The organism is Serratia sp. CY33802 (genome assembly GCF_052169095.1).
GTDB classification, from domain to species: Bacteria; Pseudomonadota; Gammaproteobacteria; order Enterobacterales; family Enterobacteriaceae; genus Serratia; species Serratia bockelmannii.
In genome coordinates, this window is record NZ_JBJNLL010000006.1 from 41178 (window position 1) to 61983 (window position 20806).

Annotated in this window: 16 protein-coding genes; 15 read left to right on the forward strand and 1 reads right to left on the reverse strand. The window is 58.8% G+C overall.

Annotation, left to right across the window (positions count from 1 at the left end):
* The first annotated feature begins 18 nt into the window (after nucleotides 1-18).
* The 10 genes from ACJ8HA_RS17770 (at nucleotide 19) to ACJ8HA_RS17815 (ending at nucleotide 12444) form a co-directional block, all read left to right on the forward strand.
* Nucleotides 19-933, forward strand: coding sequence for an alpha/beta hydrolase (locus ACJ8HA_RS17770; RefSeq protein WP_049208423.1), 915 nt, complete (start codon nucleotides 19-21; stop codon nucleotides 931-933).
* A gap of 427 nt (nucleotides 934-1360) precedes the next feature.
* Complete coding sequence (locus ACJ8HA_RS17775) at nucleotides 1361-1771, forward strand: GNAT family N-acetyltransferase (protein ID WP_019453029.1); 411 nt, start codon at nucleotides 1361-1363, stop codon at nucleotides 1769-1771.
* Between the two features lie 27 nt (nucleotides 1772-1798).
* Nucleotides 1799-2488: a helix-turn-helix transcriptional regulator gene (locus ACJ8HA_RS17780; RefSeq protein ID WP_025304266.1), complete on the forward strand. Its 690-nt coding sequence runs from the start codon at nucleotides 1799-1801 to the stop codon at nucleotides 2486-2488.
* Between the two features lie 20 nt (nucleotides 2489-2508).
* Nucleotides 2509-3810, forward strand: a complete 1302-nt coding sequence (locus ACJ8HA_RS17785) for a cytosine permease (protein WP_060434746.1) — start codon at nucleotides 2509-2511, stop codon at nucleotides 3808-3810.
* A gap of 531 nt (nucleotides 3811-4341) precedes the next feature.
* Nucleotides 4342-4956 (forward strand): helix-turn-helix domain-containing protein, encoded by a 615-nt coding sequence (locus ACJ8HA_RS17790; RefSeq protein WP_025304268.1) that lies wholly within the window; start codon nucleotides 4342-4344, stop codon nucleotides 4954-4956.
* Nucleotides 4957-5853: a queuosine precursor transporter gene (locus ACJ8HA_RS17795; RefSeq protein ID WP_004937338.1), complete on the forward strand. Its 897-nt coding sequence runs from the start codon at nucleotides 4957-4959 to the stop codon at nucleotides 5851-5853. It abuts the gene before it with no gap.
* Nucleotides 5831-6670: an NADPH-dependent 7-cyano-7-deazaguanine reductase QueF gene (queF, locus tag ACJ8HA_RS17800; protein ID WP_025304269.1), complete on the forward strand. Its 840-nt coding sequence runs from the start codon at nucleotides 5831-5833 to the stop codon at nucleotides 6668-6670. Before ACJ8HA_RS17795 ends, queF begins: the two co-directional genes overlap by 23 nt.
* A 122-nt stretch (nucleotides 6671-6792) precedes the next feature.
* The gene (locus ACJ8HA_RS17805) at nucleotides 6793-8937 is read left to right on the forward strand and encodes a phosphocholine-specific phospholipase C (RefSeq protein WP_049296246.1); all 2145 of its coding nucleotides are present in this window, start codon (nucleotides 6793-6795) and stop codon (nucleotides 8935-8937) included.
* A gap of 86 nt (nucleotides 8938-9023) precedes the next feature.
* Complete coding sequence (locus ACJ8HA_RS17810) at nucleotides 9024-10160, forward strand: ABC transporter substrate-binding protein (protein WP_025304271.1); 1137 nt, start codon at nucleotides 9024-9026, stop codon at nucleotides 10158-10160.
* 160 nt (nucleotides 10161-10320) lie between these two features.
* Nucleotides 10321-12444 (forward strand): TonB-dependent receptor family protein, encoded by a 2124-nt coding sequence (locus ACJ8HA_RS17815; protein WP_049204435.1) that lies wholly within the window; start codon nucleotides 10321-10323, stop codon nucleotides 12442-12444.
* Nucleotides 12445-12472: 28 nt separating this feature from the next.
* On the opposite strand, the gene ACJ8HA_RS17820 is transcribed toward ACJ8HA_RS17815, so the two are convergent.
* On the reverse strand, nucleotides 12473-13369 hold the full coding sequence (locus ACJ8HA_RS17820; protein ID WP_025304273.1) for a LysR family transcriptional regulator: 897 nt from the start codon (nucleotides 13367-13369) through the stop codon (nucleotides 12473-12475).
* Between the two features lie 272 nt (nucleotides 13370-13641).
* On the opposite strand from ACJ8HA_RS17820, the gene ACJ8HA_RS17825 reads away from it, so the two are divergent.
* The 5 genes from ACJ8HA_RS17825 (at nucleotide 13642) to ACJ8HA_RS17845 (ending at nucleotide 20744) form a co-directional block, all read left to right on the forward strand.
* Nucleotides 13642-14958 (forward strand): M20 family metallo-hydrolase, encoded by a 1317-nt coding sequence (locus ACJ8HA_RS17825; protein ID WP_148123762.1) that lies wholly within the window; start codon nucleotides 13642-13644, stop codon nucleotides 14956-14958.
* A complete protein-coding gene (locus tag ACJ8HA_RS17830; protein WP_197765036.1) occupies nucleotides 14955-16406 on the forward strand; it encodes an amidohydrolase in 1452 nt (483 codons plus the stop codon). The genes ACJ8HA_RS17825 and ACJ8HA_RS17830 overlap by 4 nt, the downstream gene beginning before the upstream one ends.
* 100 nt (nucleotides 16407-16506) lie before the next feature.
* Entirely contained in the window at nucleotides 16507-18033 is a 1527-nt protein-coding gene (gene abgT, locus ACJ8HA_RS17835) for a p-aminobenzoyl-glutamate transporter (RefSeq protein WP_197765037.1), read from the forward strand.
* A gap of 177 nt (nucleotides 18034-18210) precedes the next feature.
* The gene (locus tag ACJ8HA_RS17840) at nucleotides 18211-19137 is read left to right on the forward strand and encodes an aminoimidazole riboside kinase (RefSeq protein WP_025304277.1); all 927 of its coding nucleotides are present in this window, start codon (nucleotides 18211-18213) and stop codon (nucleotides 19135-19137) included.
* 197 nt (nucleotides 19138-19334) lie between these two features.
* Nucleotides 19335-20744, forward strand: coding sequence for a carbohydrate porin (locus tag ACJ8HA_RS17845; protein WP_442515440.1), 1410 nt, complete (start codon nucleotides 19335-19337; stop codon nucleotides 20742-20744).
* Nucleotides 20745-20806: the final 62 nt, after the last annotated feature.

A 20806-nucleotide genomic window follows, 5' to 3' on the forward strand; every position in this document is an offset into this window, starting at 1 on the left:
TCGAGGATGTTGATCCGCATGTTATTGTCCAACCGGCATTTTATCTCCGCGCTTCTGGCGCTCGCCATCGGCCTTTGGCTGCCGGGCTCCGTGATGGCCAGGCCCGATTTGGAACGCAAGATCGGCACTACCGTAGCCGATAGCGATACTGCGGATTACCGCTTCAGCGATCTGCGATTCACCTCCGCCGATGGCCAACGGCATTATCGTGTTCGCATCGCCCAACCGCGTCAGGCGCCTGTGCCAGACGGCTATCCAACGGTTTATTTCCTCGACGGCAATGCGGTGCTGATGGAGTTGAACGCCGCCTTACTGGCCAAATTGGCAGCAACGAAGCGGCCACCGGTGCTGGTGATGATCGGCTATGACAACGATCTGCGCATCGATGCCGCCGGCCGCACCTACGACTATACGCTCCCTCTGCCGGCAGGCATGAAGAAACCGCCGCGGGCCGTCGGGGGCGCGGATGCGTTCCTGCAATTGATTGAGACCCAGATCAAACCGGCGATCGCCGCCAAACTGGCGGTCGATCCTCAGCGGCAAACGCTGTGGGGGCACTCCTACGGCGGGCTCTTCGTTCTGCATACGTTGTTCACCCATCCCACCGCCTTTCAGCGCTACATCGCCGTGGAACCCTCGCTGTGGTGGGGCAACGGCATGATCCTGCAAGAAGCGCAGCAGATGACAGAACGGCGCGCGGCGCCGGCGGCCAGGTTGCAACTGTGGGTTGGCCTGGCAGAACGCGATCGCGCTGCCCCGCCCGGCGTGAAGAGCCCCGCTCTGCCGGCGGACGCAACGCGTTTATTGGCCGAACACCTGGCACAGCTCGACGGTCTCACCGTCGGCTATCGCGAATGGCCTGCCCTGGGACACGGCGCCATGCTGGGCGCGGCCATCGAGCCGGCGCTGGGCAGCGTCATTGCAGAGGACTAAATCAGCGGATCAGAAGCTATCGGCCATATTTTCATCTGCGGCGCATATCTTCTGATAAGAAGAGTGTTTACTATCTGAGACAGCGAATGACGGGCGCGGGTGGGGGCGTCAAAAAACAAAGTGGCTCCCCCGTCGGCAAGTGAGCTTGCTCTATCCGGTGGAGCCATACAGTACTGCAGTTTTCCCGGTGGGGCCCTGGTGAGGCGCAAGTAGGAAAAGATGGTGTTAGCAGGGCATTTCAGCGTTTTAATACCGCCTGTTTCACTATTTTCTTCTCCCTGTGGCACCTACTATAAGCGGCCTCTCACCTGGCGGAAAAGGGTGAAAACCACCCTTGAAATACATTAATGAAAGTGATATTAGAAGCGGTTAGGGCGAAAGCGCCTAGTTCAGTTTTGAATAATTAAATCAGGGAATTATATTAAAAATGAATATTAATATCACCGACAAACCCAACCCGCAGGATGAAGAGTTCGTTATCGACAGCCTCTGGGCTCACAACCATAAAACCCAGCCCGTAGACATTCACCCACTGTTCCTGACCGTCACTGACGACAACCAGCAGATCGTCGGTGGCCTGGTCGCACGCACCTGGTGGGGCGGCCTGGAAGTGCAGTATCTGTGGGTCGGCGATCAATGTCGCAAAAGCGGTTACGGCCGCCAGCTGATGCAACTGGCCGAAGAAGAAGCCCGCAAGCGCGGTTGCCATATGGCCTATGTCGATACTTTCGATTTCCAGGCCCGAGGCTTCTACGAAAAACTGGGCTACCGGGTCTACGGCGAGCTGGGCGACTACGCGCATCGCCACACCCGCCATTACCTGGCTAAAAGCCTGTAACGCGGCCTGAGCGGCGCAGAGGTAGGTATGGATTCATCGCATAAAAATAATGAATCTTATTTTAAGGGCCTCATCACCATGATGGAGCACCTGAGCGAGCCCTGGGGCATCAAAGACCAGCTGTCCCGCCACCTCTATATGAACCGTGCCGCTTATCTCTATACCAATACGCCGCTGAATTTCGACGTCGCCGGCAAATATGACCACGAATTCCCCGCCGACTGGGCCGACTCCGCCGCCGACTTTATCGAGCATGACAAGATGACCGAAGCAGCGCGCGATCGGGTCACGGTCATAGAAACCCACTACTGGTACGGCAAAGACAGCCTGACGCCGTTTATCAGCGAAAAGCTACCGGTGTACAACGATGACAAACAGGTGATTGGCGTGATCTGGAACGCCAAGCCGATGAACAGCCTGTCACCGCTGAAATACATCAATCAGCAAAAACCCAGCGTGTTGACCACCGAAGTCAATAACGAGCTGTTCACCCGTGCCGAACTCGATGTCATTTTTCTTATGCTGCAACGATTTACGGTAAAAGAGATCGCAAAAATCTATAACGTCAGCAATAAGACCATCGAAAACCGCATTTATAACATTTACCAGAAGGCCAACGTGCATACTCAGCAACAATTTGAGGAATACTGCAAATACGCCAATCTGGATAACTACATTCCCGATCGCCTGATAACCAAAGGCATTCAGTTTATTTGAACCGCAAGGAAGATCTCACCGTGATAAAGATCGAAGATTATCCGCTCACCCGGGTGCCGCAGGATAAAAGAGTCTCGTTTTTAAGCGTGGCCATCGTGCATATGGGCATGTTGACCGCGCTGGACCAGTTCATGCTCGGCGCCGTACTCGGCAACTCCATGACGCTGATTGACGCTTTCACCGCCATTTTCGTCGGCAGCCTGATCTTCGGCGTGGTGACCTACGGCCTGGGGCTGGCGGGCATGCGTGAAGGCATTTCCGGCAGCCTGCTGGCGCGCTGGTGCGGCTTCGGCCGTCTGGGCTCGGTGCTGATCGGCGTGGTGGTGGCCGTCAGCCTGCTGGGATGGTTCGGCATTCAGAACGCCATTTTCGCCAAGTCGCTCGACTTCGCGCTCGGCAATAAGCTGGGCTTTGGCTTGGCCGCCGGGCTCTCGGGCACGCTGTTGACTATCCTGGTGGCATTCGGTTTCAAGGCGCTGCGCATCGCCGCACGTATCGCGGTGCCGATGTTCATCATGCTGGTGGCCTTTATTTCAGTGACCGCGCTTTCCGGGCATAACCTGCAGGAGATCATCCAGCTGGCGCCGCCGGGTGAACCGCTGACCATCAGCGCCGGCATCACCATCGTCGTCGGCGGCGCCATCGTGGCCAGCCTGATGACCCCCGATCTGACCCGTTACTCCAAAAACGGCAAGCACGTGCTCGGCGTCACGCTCTTCACCATCATCGCCGGCGAGTTCGTGGTAAACGGCCTGGCGATCCTGATCGCCAAAACCCTGGGCACCGCGGATGTAGTCACCATCATGTCACAAGCGGCCGGCGGCGCCGGTTTGCTGGTAGTGGTGTTCTCCACCCTGCGCGTCAACGATCTCAACCTGTATTCCTCTTCGCTGGGCATCGTCAACGCGGTGGAAGGCATCACCGGCAAAAAGCTGAAGTACACCTACACCACGTTGGTGATCGGGATTCTGGGCACTACGCTGTCGGTGCTGGGCATTCTCGACCGCTTCGTCGACTTCCTGACGGTGCTTGGCGTGGTCTTCCCGCCGATTATCGGCATCATGTTGGTGGACTATTACCTGCTGCGCAGCCACCGCAAGATCCTGGACGAGAGCCGCCGCATGGGCCAGTTGCCGAACGAAACGCCAACCATCGGCTGGGCGGCGATCGTCGCCAGCATCGCCGGCGGCGCCGTTGGCCTGGCGACCGAATGGGGCGTACCGACCATCAATTCCCTGGTAGCGGCCAGCCTGCTGTATTGGGTGCTTAAACTGGCCTTCAGTCGGGCGCAAAAACCGCTGGCCTCGCAGAAGTCTCTCTGATTTTCGCGCACGCGGTAATGCACTCCTCCGGTATCGGGGGAGTGTTTGACGCTCGAAAAGGGGATTCAATGCAAAAGATGGGGGCCGATCGCGCAGACAAACGGCCGTGGTGTTTAGGGTCCCTGGTGTCGGTAGCAAGCTATCCATTTATGCTCAGAGTGTGGCAATGCCCCCTCTGAGCTTTTTATTATAAAAACTGTCGGCTTCCGTATTTTGATCGTAAAGAAAAACTTCAGCTTGCATGAACAGTAGCCCATGAAATCGGCTTTGGTCAACATAAAAGTAAACATAAAACCGGCTTTTGTGTTCACTTTTCTATAAGTAAAACCTAATCAATTGATTTGCACGGCTTTATCTTTCTCGCAGAGGAAGCAGGCTACCCCCGCTGACATCACTGCGCTAAACGGCTGACGGTAAACAATAATTACCGCTAATAATCAGTTCGTTACCCGCTCGTCTGCGCCTTTTTATCTGGACAACGCCAATGCGTAAGATATAGTGAAGCCTGCGTAATGTTTGTAAGGACAGCCAATGAAAACCACCAACGCACAGCGCAAAATCAACATCATTAAAAATATTGAATATCTGATGCGTACCCGCGGTGAAACCAAGGCTTCCTTTTCCAATCGCAGCGGCCTGACGCGCACTACCCTCTACAAAATTCTTGACGGAAGAGTGAACAACGTTCAGCAATCCACCGTGAATCGGATCTCCGACTTCTTCGGTGTCTCCTGTGAAGAGATCGAAGACTACGATCTGGAAAAACTGGAGCTGCTCAACGAAACGCTGTCCACCGAAGGCAACAAGAACCCTTCCGCCATTCCGGTGATCCCCCAGTCGCGCTATCTGGCCGTCTCGCAGCGCAAGATCGGGCAGCTGGTCACCGAGTTTCCTCTGACTTATTTCTTCGGCGATGAGTCGAACATGTTGGCAATGAAAATAGAGACCGAAATTAAAGGGTCATTTATTCCCGGCGAGGTCATCATCATCAAAAGGCCGCCGGTACTGATTTGCGATTCACCTTTGCTGTATCACTCGGGAAAACGCGGCTTCTTTGTGGTTGACGACAAAGACAGCGAAAGCATGGACAAACGCCCTCAGGACACCGTGCAATTCCTGGGTTACATCGTTGGAGAAAGGTTATAAATGGAACCGAATCAGAAGTTCAAGCTGTTGGGCTTCACCCGGCATGGCACCATCGCGGCCAATGTCATGGTATTGGCCACCGGCAAAACCATTACCATGGGGCTGAATGAGCTGGCCGACAGCGAAATATCAGAAGATCTGAGCCGGCACGAGCTGCAGGCGCTGTACCGCAAACTCTATGGCGATAACCAACAAAAAACCGCCTACGAGCTCAGCGATCGCCACGAACGCTCCTGGTACGCCTACCTGATTATTACCGTGGCGCTCAGCGTGATTTATATTTTCTCAACGCTGTGCGGCGTCAAGCCGATCCAAATCCCGGTGCTGAATCTCATCACGCCGCCGGCGATCTTCATCTACCCGCTCACGTTCATTCTGGTGGACATACTTAACGAATTCTATGGGTTGCGGCTGGCTCGGCGCACCATCATCATCTCGTTTATCGCCAACCTGACCTTCGTCCTGGGGGTCTGGGTAACAACGCTGGTGCCGAGTATTCCGCAGTGGGAGTACAGCGAGACCTACAACGGTATCGTGCACAGCATCATGGCGGTGCTGGTGGCCTCGTCGGCGGCCTATCTGATCTCCGAGAACGTCAACTCCTACCTGCTCTGCAAAATCAAAGAGTTGACCAACTCCCGCTACCTGTTTGTGCGCGTGATCACCAGTACCGTAGTGGCGTCGGCCATCGACAGCGTGGTGTTCTGTACGCTGGCGTTCTACAACGTGCTGAGCTGGGACATCATCAAAACCATGATCCTGTCGCAGTTCCTGATCAAGGTGGTTTACGCCCTGCTGGGCGTCGGGCCGATCTACGCCACCCGCAGTCTGTTTAACCGCTACATCAATACCGAACAAGCAAAGGGCAATGAATATGCATATCCAAAAGCAAGATAAGATCACCCATCTTGGCGCGAACTCCGATTATCCGGATCAATATGCTCCCGCATTGCTCGAAGCCCTGCCGCGCGCGCGCGGCCGCGATCTGATCGGCGTGGACGAGCAGCAGCTGCCATTCAGCGGCTTCGATCTGTGGACCGCCTTCGAGTTGTCGTGGCTCAACGGCAAGGGCAAACCGGTGGTGGGCATCGGCGAATTTACCTTCCCGCACTCTTCTTCCAACCTGATCGAATCCAAATCGTTCAAGCTGTATCTCAACAGCTTCAACCAAACTCGCTTCGACAGCGTGGAACAGGTGAGCGCCGCCATGCAGAAGGACCTGTCGCAGGCGGCCAATGGCCAGGTCACCGTCAAACTCTATCCGGGGCTGGAAGGTTACCCCGCGCAGATCGATCGCCTGCCGGGCATCAACATCGACGATCTGGATATCGCGGTCGACGACTTCGCCTTCAAACCGGAGTACCTGAGCGGCGCGGCCGATCAAGGGGAACCGGTGTCGGAGACGCTGTCTTCCAATCTGCTGAAATCCAACTGCCTGGTCACCAACCAGCCGGACTGGGGCAGCGTGGTGATCCGCTATGAAGGCCGCAAAATCGATCGCGAAAGCCTGCTGCGCTACCTGATCTCCTTCCGCCAGCACAACGAATTCCACGAGCAGTGCGTCGAGCGCATTTTCAACGACATCAAGCAGAGCTGCCGCCCGGAAAAACTCAGCGTGTTCGCGCGCTACACCCGCCGTGGCGGCCTAGACATCAACCCCTTCCGCAGCGATTTCGAAACGGCGCCAGCGCTCGGCCGCCTGATCAGGCAGTAAGCGTTACCCCCCAATGCTCCCGCCAGGGAGCATTGTTTCCTCGCTTTCATCTCCCTGTTATTTTTCGCCATTATCGTCATCAGCGGCTATCTTCAAAGCACACTGACGGAGATTAACGACGCATGCCTGACCTTTCTCGCAGAGACCTACTGCGGGCCGCCGCCATTGGATCGGCTTTCACGCTGTTGCCCGCCTCGATTCGCAAAGCGCTGGCCATTCCCGCCAATAACCGCACCGGCACCCTGCGCGACGTCGAACACGTGGTGATCCTGATGCAGGAGAATCGCTCTTTCGACCACTACTTCGGCACCCTGCCGGGTGTACGCGGCTTCAGCGATCGCTTTACCATCCCATTGCCCGGCGATCGCCTCGTCTGGCAGCAGCAGGGCGCCGAGCGGCTGGTGCTGCCCTACCATCTGGACAGCAAACGCGGCAACGCACAGCGCGTCACTGGCACGCCGCACTCGTGGGTGGATGAGCAAGCCGCCTGGGATCACGGCCGCATGAGCGCCTGGCCCACCTACAAAACGCCGGCCTCGATGGGCTACTACCGCCAGCAGGAGCTGCCGTTCCAGTTCGCACTGGCCAACGCCTTTACCCTGTGCGACGCCTATCACTGCGCTATCCACGCCGGCACCAACACCAACCGGCTGTTCCACTGGACCGGCACCAACGGCCCGTCCGCCGCCGACGTGGCGGTGGTGGTCAACGAGTGGGACAGCCCCGGCCCGGCGGAGATCGGCTACCAGTGGACAACCTATCCGGAACGGCTGGAGGCGAGCGGCGTCAGCTGGAAGGTGTACCAATTCCTGCCGGACAACTTTACCGACAACCCGCTGGCGGGCTTCCGCCAATACCGCGCCGCCAGCATTCAGGTGGGCAACCCGGCGCGGCCGCCGAAAGGCTTCAACGCCTTCGTACCTTATCGCGACGAGCTCAACGCGACCGCGCCGCTGTACAAGGGCAACGGCAACACCCTGCCGGCCGCCGACGGCAACGATCTGGACGCCATGCTGGCCGGATTCCGTGCCGACGTGCAGCAGGGCAAACTGCCGCAGGTCAGTTGGATCATCGCGCCGGCGGCCTATTCGGAACATCCCGATCCCTCCAGCCCGGTGCAGGGCAGCTGGTTCACGCAAGAGATCCTCAACGCGCTGACCGATAACCCGGAGGTGTGGAGCAAAACCGTCCTGCTGGTCAACTACGACGAAAACGACGGCTTTTTCGATCATATGCCTTCGCCTTCCGCGCCGTCGCTGCGCGAAGACGGCAGCTTCGCCGGTAAATCGACGGTGCCGTTCGATACCGAGATCTTCCAGCACGTGGCGCCGCCCGGCTCGCAGGATCAGCCGCCGCCGGACGGCCGCATCTACGGCCCCGGCCCGCGGGTGCCGATGCTGGTGCTATCGCCCTGGAGCCGCGGCGGCTGGGTCAATTCGCAGGTCTTCGATCACACCTCGGTGCTGCAATTCCTGGAAAAGCGCTTTCAGGTGCATGAACCCAACATCAGCGCCTGGCGCCGCGCGGTGTGTGGCGATCTCACCTCAGCGTTCAATTTTGTCGACCCTAACGGCGAAGCGCTGCCAAGCCTGCCCGCCACCAGCCGCCACGCCGCCGATGGCCTGCGCCAGCGCCAGGAACAGCTGCCGCAGGTGCCGCTGCCATCGCCCGCCCACCAGCGTTTGCCGCACCAACGCCGCCTGGCGCGCCCTTCCCGCGCACTGCCCTACCAGCTGCACGTCGAGGCCACCGTCGCGACCGAGCAGCGCCGCGTGACGGTGAACCTGTTCAATACCGGCGAGCAGGGAGCGGTATTTCACGTCTACGACCGGCGAGACCTGACGCAAATCCCGCGCCGCTATACCGTCGAGGCCGGCAAGGCGGTCAGCGACGACTGGCAGGCGGACAATGAGTACCATCTATGGCTGCTCGGCCCCAACGGCTTTCATCGCGAGCTGCGCGGCGTCCTGAGTCGGCCGCAGCCGGAAGTGCGTTTGCGCCCAACGGGCCGCAGCCTGCAGCTGCAGTTGAATAATCCGGGCACCGAAGCGATAGCGGTCACCCTCGAACGCTGCCCTTACACTCAGCAAGGCCCGTGGCCTATTACGCTGCCTGCGGGCGGCAGCCACCAGCAAACGTTTGACGCCCGCACCAGCGGCGGCTGGTATGATCTTACGCTGCGAGGCCCCGGCTGGCTGCGACGCCTGGCGGGGCGGCTGGAGGACGGTGAGCACAGCGTCAGCGACCCGCTGATGGGCCAGGGATGATCTATCGGCATCAAGGGAGTTCAAAAAGCGAAAGGATATCGCTTATCATTGCGTTCTCGTTCTTCGCCGATTACCCAAGGATCTTCATGCCCGCTGTTCTTATCGCTAAAGCCGGCCGCTGGTTGGCCGCCTGTGTGTTGCTGTTGGCCGGCACCGCTCAAGCCGCGCCGATCGTCGTCACCGATGTCGCCGGCCGCCAGGTCACCCTGCCGCAACCGGCCAAACGCGTTATCCTGGCCGATGCCCGTGCGCTGCTGGCGCTGAATATTCTGCATCCGCAGGAGCCGCTGAAAAACATCATCGCCTGGGACAACTCGCTGAAGGTCAAAGCGCCGGATCTGGTGGAGGCCTACGCGAAAAAATTCCCGCAGGTCATGCAGATCCCCACCTTCGACAACCCCTACACCAGTGATTTCAGCGTGGAAAGCGCGGTGGTGCGCCAACCGGATCTGATCATTTTCGACATCGGCCTGCTGAGCAAATTGAAAGACAGCGGCGTGCTGACCCAGCTGGAAAAAGTCGGCATCCCAGTGCTGATCATCGATTTTCGCCAGCAGCCGCTGACCAACACCGTCGCCAGCATGGCGCTGTTGGGAAAAGTGTTTGACGAGCAGCCCAACGCCGATGCTTTTATCCGCCTCTATCAGCAACGCCTCGAACTGGTGCGCCAGCGGGTCGCCACGCTGAAACCGGAGCAGCGCCCCAGCGTCTTCATCGAGCGCAGCGCCGGCATCAAAGGCGAACAGTGCTGCAACACCTTCGGCAAAGGCAGCTTCGGCCAGTTCATCGATACCGCCGGCGGCAACAATATCGGCAGCAAGCTGTTTTCAGACATGGGCGGAGAAGTGAACGTCGAGCAGGTGATCAGCAGCAACCCGGATTTCTATCTGCTGACCGGCGCCGACTGGAGCCGTGGCCATCGCGGCACGCTGGCGGTACCGCTGGGTTACACCACCGATATGGCCACCAGCCAAAAGAAACTGGCGCATCTGCTGGATCGTACCGGTATTAACGTGCTGAAAGCGGTGAAAGAAAAACGCGTGATGGCGATTTATCATCAATTTTACGACACACCGCTCAACTTTATCGCGGTTGAAGCGATCGCCAAATTCCTGCACCCGGCGCTGTTTAAAGATATTGATCCGCAAGCGGATATCGAAATGGTGCACCAGAAATTCACCGCGCTGGATTACAGCGGCGTCTTCTGGCTTACGCCACAATAACCTCCCGCAGGGCCCGCCAGTCGGGTCCTGTTTCCCGCATTCATTATTTAGTTACCCACTTAACTATCCCGTAACAATTCTATTTACTTGCCAATAATTATCATTAAGATTGTCTTTTCTAAAAAAACACATCCGGGTCTGAAACTCTTAAGGCATTATTATGTCACCTCTTTTTCGGCTTTCCCTGCTGACGGCTTCCATCGCCGTCGCATTCCCTGTCCTTGCTACTGATAACTCATCTCAGAACGATACCGACACCGTGACCGTCGTCGGCAACTGGCTGGACAACCCTGATACCAGTTCGGTGCTGCTCAACCATCCGGGCGCGCGTTCCATCGTCACCCAGCAGCAGATGCACGAACAAGGCGACCAAACCATCGCCGATAGCCTGCGCGGCATACCCGGCGTGCAGGTGCGCGACAGCAACGGCACCGGCGGCAGCGATATTTCGCTCAACGTCGGCGTGCGCGGCCTGACATCGCGTCTTTCTCCGCGCTCCACCATTCTGATGGATGGCGTCCCGCTGGCGGTTGCGCCTTACGGCCAGCCGCAGCTGTCGATGGCGCCGCTATCGATCGGTAACCTGCAATCGGTGGACGTGGTGCGCGGCGGCGGTGCGGTGCGCTACGGGCCGCAAAACGTCGGCGGCGTGATCAACTTCGTTACCCGCGACATTCCCAAAACGTTTGGCGGCACCGCCAGCGTACAAACCCAGGGCGCCAGCCACGGCGGCCTGAAGACCCTGACCAGCGCCTCCGTGGGCGGAACCGCAGACAACGGCCTCGGCGCCGAGCTGCTCTATTCCGGCCTGCACGGCCAGGGCTACCGCGACAACAACGACAACACCGACATCGACGATTTCATGCTGAAAACGCGTTATGCGTTCACCGATCGCGACGAACTGCTGGCCAATTTCCACTACTACGACGCCAAAGCCGGCATGCCGGGCGGGCTGAGCAGCGCGCAATACGCGCAGAACCCGTTCCAGTCCACGCGGCCGTGGGATCAGTTCGAAGGCCGCCGCAAGGATATGTCGTTCAAATACAAACATCAGGAAGACGACAAGCAGTTCGAAGTGTTGACCTACTTCACCGACAGCTACCGCGGCAGCAACATCGAATCGGAAGGCACCGGCAAAAACGCGGGCCAGCGGCGCATGGTCTCCTATCCGCGCCACTATTCAACCTGGGCGATCGAACCAAGCTATTCGCAGCTGTTTCGCTTCTGGAATATGGCGCACGAGATCACCCTCGGTTACCGCTACCTGAATGAAACCATGGACGAAAAAGCATCGCGTTCCGCCTGGTATAATCCGGCGAATATCGGCTCGACGCCGGATACCCCGGACTATTACCAGCATACCTCCGGCGGTACCGCAGCCAACGCGTTCTATATCGACGACACCATTAACGTCGGCAACTGGACGGTCACGCCGGGCCTGCGTTATGAAAGCATTCGCACCCACGTGGACGATTCGTTCAACAACATCAGCCGCGAGAAAAGCTACAGCGAGCCGCTGCCGTCATTGAACGTGATGTACCACCTGTCCGACGCCTGGAAACTGTTCGCCAACGCCAACACCTCGTTCGGCAGCATGCAGTATTTCCAACTGACCAAAGGCGGCAACGGCAACCAGCCGGCGCCGGGGCTGACGGCGGAAAAAGCGCGCACCTATGAATTCGGCACCCGCTACGACGACACCGTGGTCAAGGCCGAGGCCACGCTGTTCTACATCGACTTCGATAACCAGCTGCAGTACATCAGCAACGACGTGGGCTGGACCAACATGGGCGCCACCAAGCACAAAGGCATCGAGCTGGCGCTCAGCTACGATCTCAGCGAGCTGAATCGGGCGCTCGACGGCGCCAGCGTCTACACCAGCTATACCTACACCAAAGCCAGCACCGACAAGGGCGACTTCGCCGGTAAAGATCTGCCGTTCTACTCGCGCCAGGTCTATACCGTCGGCACGCGTTACGCCACCGGCAGCTGGGTATGGAATCTGGACGGTTATGCGCAATCGAAACAGCATTCGCCGGGCACCGGGCCGGAGTACATCACGCAGGAAAGCGCCGATGGCCAGTTCGGCAACATCGCCGGTTACATGGTGTGGAATATGCGCGGGGAATATAACTTCGGGCCGCAGCTGTCGAACCTGACGCTGGGCGCCGGGGTGAAAAACCTGTTCGATCAGCGCTACTTTACCCGCTCCAACGACAATAACTTCGGCAAGTACGTCGGTGAACCGCGCACCTTCTTCGTGCAGGGGTCGATCGCCTTCTGATACCCGGGCCCCCGATGGGGCTTCGGTATCACCGACAGTAAAGACGAAACAGGCGCGCCAAGTGCGCGCCCATCGGCGTCAAGGTGGTGTCCTTGCGTTGGATAAGATAAAACGTCGCTTTCGGCAGACTCTCTTCCAGCTCAAGCGGCACCAAATGCTTGCCCAGAATCGGATCCGAAATCACGTCCACCGACAGAATGCTGACAAAATCGCTCTGCGCCACCAGGCTGGTACAGGCCATAAAGGTCTCGCAGGTCACGCTGATCGACGGCGCCATGCCCAAGTCCCCGAACAGATCGTGCAATAGCCGGTAATAACTGCCTTTCGGCGTCGGCATGGTCCAGTCGCAGTGCTGCAGCTGTTTCAGCGAGGTTGCCCCTTCCATCGGATGCCCTTTACGTACCACCACCCGATACTCTTTTTCCATCAGCCGTTCGTACTGCAACTCGTTGTCGAGGCTGCTGGGGTAGTAGGTATTGACGGTAAAATCCAGCTCGCCCTGTCGCAGTTCAGGGATCATCGACACCAGCTGCCCCTCGACGATGCGCACCTTCACGTTGGGATACTCACGATGAAACTGAGTGACCACCTGCGGCATCACAGTGCGCGCAATGCTGCCACCAACGCCGATATTCACCGTGCCGCCTGCCAACCCCAGCCGCTGCTGGATATCTTCCTGCGCCACCCGCAGCTCCTCAAGGATCAGGCTGGCATGCTGGAAAAAGTTATCGCCACAGTCGGTCAATACCACACCCTGGCTACGGCGAATAAACAACTTGGCGCCCAGCACCTCTTCCAGCTCCTGAATGGCTTTGGTCAGTGCAGGCTGGGAAAGGCGCGAGGTACGGCTAGCGGCGCGGATGCTGCCCTGGCGGCTAACGTCCACAAATGCACGTAATTGGTGCAATTTTATCGAGGCTGGCATAGGCGAAAGGCGATAACCGTTATTTATCAATAGCAAGATATTGGCATCTTATTTAGCCAGATTCCATTGTGTACATTCGGAAAAAACATAATAAATAACCAAATTCTTATTTCGCTTAATTAAGCGCATTTTCTGCGCCAATAAGCGCCATTCACGGCAGTTAGTAACCAAATACACCTTTTTATTTGCAAGAGCATCACCGTCTGATTTCAGTTCAGAGCATAACTGCTGCCTGGAGCAATCCAGCGCGCGATAACTTATGAGATATCACTATGACTAATTCGCTTTCGATGTTGGTGGCCGATCTGTACCCGCAATTGCAGGCCTGGCGCCGCGACTTCCACCGCTATGCCGAATCCGGCTGGTTTGAGCTCCGCACCGCCACCCTGGTGGCGGAAGAACTCGATCGGCTGGGTTACCGCCTGCAGCTAGGCCGCGAGGTCATCAAGGCCGAGGCGCGCATGGGACTGCCCTCGTCCGATGAGCTGGAGGCGCAGGAACTGCGCGCCCGCAATCAGGGCGCGTTGGAAAAATGGTTGCCGCATTTTTCCGGCGGCTTCGCCGGCATCGTCGCAACGCTCGATACCGGCCGCCCCGGCCCGACTATCGCCTACCGCGTGGATATGGACGCCCTCGATCTCAACGAATTGCTGGAACCCGAACACCTGCCGTTCCGTGAAGGCTTCGCCTCTTGCAACAGCGGCATGATGCATGCATGCGGTCATGACGGCCATACCACCATCGGCCTGGGGCTGGCGCACGTGTTCAAAAGCCTGGAGTCCCAGCTTAGCGGCACCGTCAAACTGATCTTCCAGCCGGCGGAGGAAGGCACACGCGGCGCAAAATCGATGGTGGAGGCCGGCGTGGTGGACGACGTCGATTTCTTCACCGCGGTGCATATCGGCACCGGCGTGCCGGCCGGTGAGCTGGTATGTGGCAGCGACAGCTTTATGGCCACCAGCAAGCTGGACGTTACCTTCCGCGGCGTCGCCTCCCACGCCGGCGCCAAGCCGGAAGACGGTCGCAACGCACTGCTGGCGGCGGCGCAGGCTGCGCTAGGGCTTTACGCCATCCCGCGCCACAGCGAAGGCAGCTCACGCATCAATGTCGGCGTGCTGCAGGCCGGCACCGGCCGCAACGTGATCGCCGATCGGGCGTTTATGAAGGTGGAGACGCGCGGCGCCACCAATGAGATCAATACGTTCGTCTATCAGCAGGCCCTGAACGCCATCGAAGGCGCCGCCAAAATGCACGGCGTCGCCTGCGACATCGCGCTGATGGGCGCGGCGCAGAGCAGCAAACCGACCCAACCGTGGGTGGATTATATCCGCCGCCAGGCGCAGCAGATAACCGAGCTGACCTCGGTGGTCGATCGCCGCGAACAGGCGGCGGGTTCAGAAGACGCCACCTACATGATGGAACGGGTGAAATCCCGCGGCGGCCAGGCCTCATACGTCATTTTCGGCACCGAGCTGAGCGCCGGGCACCATAACGAGAAATTCGACTTCAACGAACAGGTGATGGCGGTGGCGGTGAAAACGCTGGCGTCGCTGGCGCTGAACCTGCCGACATTCGGGAGCGGAGCATGAGCAACTCAGAACTGCAGGCATTTATCGACGACTACATTGACCAACGTCAACCCCGCTTCAGCACGCTGAGCGACGCGATTTGGGATCACCCGGAAACGCGCTTCAACGAGACCTATTCCGCCACGTTGCTGGCCGATGCGCTGGAACAGGAAGGCTTCTCGGTCGAACGCGGCGTGGGCGACATCGAGACGGCGTTTATCGCCAGCTACGGCAGCGGCCACCCGGTCATTGCGCTGCTGGGCGAGTACGACGCGCTGGCCGGGCTGAGCCAGCGGTCCGGTTGCGCCACGCCGCAGCCGCTGGTGGAAAACGGCAACGGCCATGGCTGCGGCCACAACCTGCTGGGCACTGCGGCGCTGGCGGGCGCCTTCGCCGCCAAGGCGTGGATGCAGCAGAACCGGCTGACCGGCACCCTGCGCTTCTACGGCTGCCCAGGCGAAGAAGGCGGCTCCGGCAAAACCTTTATGGTGCGCGAAGGTCTGTTCGACGACGTCGACGCCGCCCTCACCTGGCACCCAGAAGGCTTCAGCGGCATGTTCAACACCAGCACACTGGCCAACATTCAGGCGGCGTTTCACTTCAAGGGCGTCGCCGCCCATGCCGCCAACTCGCCACACCTGGGGCGCAGCGCGCTGGACGCGGTGACGCTGATGAATACCGGCGCCAACTTCCTGCGCGAACATATCGTGCAGGAAGCGCGGCTGCACTACGCGGTCACCCACACCGGCGGCAGCTCCCCCAACGTGGTGCAGGCCGACGCCGAGGTGTTGTACCTGATCCGCGCACCGCAGCTCGACCAGGCGCAGGACATTTACCAACGGGTGATTAACATCGCCAAGGGCGCAGCGCTGATGACTGACACCCAGATGGACGTGCGCTTCGACAAAGCCTGCTCCAACTATGTGCCGAACCGCAGTCTGGAACGCGCGATGTATCAAAACCTGTGTGATTTCGGTCTGCCCGAGTACAGCGACGCCGAACGCCGCTTCGCCGAGGAAATCCGCCAGACGCTGAGCCGCGACGATCTGCGCAACGCCAAACTCAACATAGCCCGCACCGGTGGCGCAGCCGGGCGCGAGTGGGTACAACTGCTGGGAGATAAGGTGCTGATGGACGAGGTCGCTCCTTATGTGGAGTCCGACGACCTGCTGTACGGTTCTACCGACGTTGGCGACGTGAGCTGGGTGGCGCCAACCGCCCAATGCTTTAGCCCCTGTTTCGCACTCGGCACTCCTCTGCACACCTGGCAACTGGTGGCGCAGGGCCGCACCGCTATCGCCCATAAGGGCATGTGCCTGGCCGGCAAGGTGATGGCGGCGACCGCCATCGATCTGCTGAGCGACAGCGCCCTGCTGGCGGGCTGCCGCAGCGAGTTTGAGCACCAGCGCGCCGAACAGCCGTATCGATGCCCTATCCCACAGGGGGTAAAACCCTCCCCATTGAAATAGCATGAACAGACAGGGCCCGGTTCACCGGGCCACTAAGCATAATTATAAATAAATCAAATAATAACAATCACACAACAGAGCAAACACAGAGGGTAAAATCATGAGTGAGGCCACAACGCCAATCAATAAAAGCCCCGGACGCTTTTTTTACTGGGTGGAACGCATAGGCAATAAGATCCCTAATCCGTTTTTACTGTTCGTCTATTTGATCCTGGTGCTTATGCTGGCCACCGCGCTATTTTCCTGGCTCGACGTGGCGGTGAAAAATCCGGCCACCGGCGAGCTCATCAAGGTGAATAATCTGATGAGCGTGGCGGGCATGCAGTGGATATTTCCCAACATCATCCATAACTTCAGCAGCTTTGCGCCGCTGGGGGCTATTTTGGCGCTGGTGATAGGCGCCGGCCTGGCGGAAAAGGTCGGCCTGCTGCAGGCGCTGATGTACAAAATGGCCTCGCGCGTCAGCGCCCGCTACGCCAGTTATATGGTGCTGTTTATCGCCTTCTTCAGTCATATATCGTCGGACGCCGCGCTGGTGGTGATGCCGCCCCTTGGCGCACTGATGTTCGTGGCGGTGGGCCGCCACCCAATAGCCGGACTGCTGGCGGCGATCGCCGGCGTCGCCTCCGGCTTTACCGCCAACCTGTTGATCGTCACCACCGACGTATTGCTTTCCGGTATCAGTACCGAAGCCACCAAAGCGGTGGATGGCGCGGTTCACGTCAGCGTGATCGACAACTGGTACTTTATGGCCACCTCAGTGGTCGTGCTGACCATCGCAGGTGCGCTGCTCACCGACAAATTTATCGAGCCCCGTCTGCCGAAGTGGCAAGGCAGCGCCGAAGACAAAATCGCAGCGCTGACCCCGCTGCAAAACCGGGGGCTGATGATGAGCGGTATCGCCGCGCTGGTGTTTATCGCCATCATCGCCGCTCTGGTGGTGCCGGAGGCCGCGCCGCTGCGTGACCCGAACACCGGTTCGGTGATCCCTTCCCCGTTCATCAAGGGTATCGTGCCGATCATCATCCTGTTCTTCTTCACCGTCGCCATTACCTATGGCGTAGTCACCAAACAGATCCGTCGGCCGGACGATATTCCCCACCACTTGCTCGATCCGATGAAAAGCATGGCGGGTTTTATCGTGATGGTATTTCCGCTGTCGCAGTTCGTGGCGTTCTTTAACTGGAGCAACATGGGCAAGTTTATGGCCGTCGGCCTGACCGATATGCTGGAAGCCGCCGGCATGAGTGGCGCACCGGCATTTCTCGGCCTGATGTTCCTCTCCGCCTTCCTGTGCATGTTCATCGCCAGCGGCTCGGCGATCTGGTCAATTTTAGCGCCGATCTTCGTGCCGATGTTTATGCTGCTCGGTTTCCACCCGGCGTTCGCCCAGATGATCTTTCGCATCGCCGACTCTGCGGTGCTGCCGCTGGCGCCGATGTCGCCGTTCCTGCCGCTGTTCCTCGGCTTCCTGCAGCGCTACCGCAAAGACGCGCAGCTCGGCACCTATTACGTGCTGATCCTGCCCTATCCTTTGGTGTTCTTCAGCGTGTGGATTTTGCTGCTGCTGGTCTGGTATGCGCTAGGCTTACCAATCGGTCCCGGCGTCTATCCGAAGCTGGGCTAAACGCTCTGCTATCTCGCCCCGCGCTGGTTCGCGGGGCAGATTCCCTCCCCCCAAGCCCAGCAGAAAGATTGATCTTCCTCACTGCCCAAGCGGCTCTGAGGATTATTTCATTGCCTTGCTAAATCGGTTCTTCTATTTTAGCTAACCATCTGACAACGACAAAAATAGGGATTAAGCATGATGAATCGCGTATGGGTACTGGGCGACGCCGTGATCGACCTGGTGCCGGAAAATGCCAACGGTTATCTCAAATGCCCCGGCGGCGCGCCGGCGAACGTGGCGGTGGGTATCGCCCGGCTCGGTGGCGACAGCGCTTTTATCGGGCGTGTGGGGCAAGACGGCTTCGGCGCCTTTCTGCAGCAGGTACTGAGCGATGAAGGGGTGGATATCGGTCATATGCGACCGGATCCCGACCACCACACTTCCACGGTGGTGGTGGATCTCGATCTGCAGGGTGAGCGCTCATTCACGTTTATGGTGCAGCCCAGCGCCGATCTGTTTTTGCAGCCCGACGATCTGCCGGCTTTCCAACGGGGCGAATGGCTGCACCTCTGCTCCATCGCGCTTTCGCAAGAACCCAGCCGCAGCGCGGCCTTTGCGGCGATGGAACGCATTCGGGCGGCCGGTGGCCGGGTCAGTTTCGATCCCAACATCCGCGAAGAGGTCTGGCGCCAGCCGGAAGCGCTGCGCCCCTGCCTGCAAAAGGCGCTGTTGCTGGCGGACGTGGTGAAACTGTCGCGCGAAGAGCTGGCTTTCATCAGCCACCTTGACGATGTAGAGAACGGCATCCGCTGGATGATGCAAACCTACCCGACACGCCTGCTGCTGGTGACGCTGGGCGGCGACGGCGTCTGCGTACACGATGGGCATCGCCTGCGCCATTTCCGCGCGCCGTCGATCGTGCCGGTCGATACCACCGGCGCCGGCGACGCGTTTGTCGCCGGTCTGTTAGCGGCGCTGGCACGCCTTCACGAATTGCCGCAGGAAACGCAGTGGCCGGCGGTTATCGCCCAGGCTCAGGCCTGCGGCGCACTGGCCACCACCGCCAAAGGCGCCATGACCGCCCTGCCCCGCGCCGAAGAGCTCACCGCTTTTCTGCGCTGATCCCCTGCATCCACGGCGATCCCCTGGGCGCCGTGGTCTTTTACTCCCCACGATTTGCGCACTCGATCACAATAGCTGAATCGGGTTAGCAAACTTGATTGCCAGCCTGCTTCTTGATCGTTATCTTTCGCCATGAAAAACCGGTTTAGCAATTTAGCAAAAAATAATAACAACCCTTACCCGGATGATAGACGATGATGAAAAAACTCAGCTATTTGGCGATAACAACAGGGCTTTTCCTCTCTGCTTCCAATGCAGCGGCCTCGGGCAGCGGCAGCATCGAGGCGCGCCTCAACGCGCTGGAACAGCGCCTGGCGCAGGCGGAACGGCGCGCCGCACAGGCTGAAACCCGCGCGACGGCGGCGGAACGCCGGGCGAAACAGCTGGAGCAGCGCACCGCCAACACGGAACGGCAAACCGCGCAGATTGCGCAGCATACCGCCGCGCCGCAAACGCCAATTGCCCCGATCAGCGCACTGAAACTGAATGGATTCAATGATCTGAAACTGTACGGCGACGTGGAGTTCAATCTGGACGGCGCCAGCCGCAGCGGCCAGCTGACGTCGCTGAAAGGCAGCGACCACAAAGACTGGAAGCCTGGCAACAAAGAACGCTGGGATATCAACGGCCGCATTCTGGTCGGGCTGGACGGCTACCGCCGCAATCCGGACGGCAACTTCTCCGGCTTCAGCGTGCAACCGCTGGCAGACATGAGCGGCAAAATGAACCTGGATGACGCCGCCTTCTTCTTCGGCAATGAAAAGAACTGGCAAACCAAAATCGGCCGCTTCGAAGCCTACGACATGTTCCCGCTGAATCAGGACACTTTCATTCAATACTCCGGCAATACCGCCAACGATCTGTACGCCGACGGCTTCGGCTATATCTACATGATGAAAGAAGGCCGCGGCCGCAGCAGCAGCGGCGGCAACCTGATGTTGAGCAAATACGCCGGTGATGTCTATTTCGAGCTGAACACGCTGGTGGAGGACGGTACTTCGCTGTTCCAGGACAGCCGCTATCACGGCAACGCCCTGGACAATAAGAAAAACGTCGCCTATTTGCGCCCGGTGATCGCCTGGAAAAAAGACGCCTTCAGCATCGCGGCGGCAATGGAAAGCAACGTGGTAAATAACGCCTACGGGTATCAGGACAGCCAGGGCCGCTTCGTCGATCAGTCCAAGCGCAACGGTTACGGCATGACGATGAGCTGGAACAACAGCGCCGCCAACCCGGATAACGGCGTGGTGGCCAACCTGAGCACCGCCTATCTGGATGCCTCAGGCGAGCAAGACTTCACCGCCGGCGTGAACGTGCTGTGGCGGCGCTTCGAACTGGGTTATATCTATGCCCATAACAATATCAAAGAGTTCAATACCGCCGGGATCGCCGCCGATATCCACAACCCGCTCAGCGAACCGGGCAACTACGACATCCATACCGTTCACGCGTCGTATCAGATACCTAACATTATGAATATGAAGAATTTCAATCTGTATTTAGGCGCCTATGTGTCGCTGCTGGAAGCCAACGCCGACAACAAGATCGCCAACGGCGACAACGATCAACGTTACGGCATGCGCGCCAGATTCAAGTATTTCTTCTGACATCGATTCACGACGCTGCGTCGCAAACTGCGCGGCGGCATTTTTATTTAGCAAGGGGACAA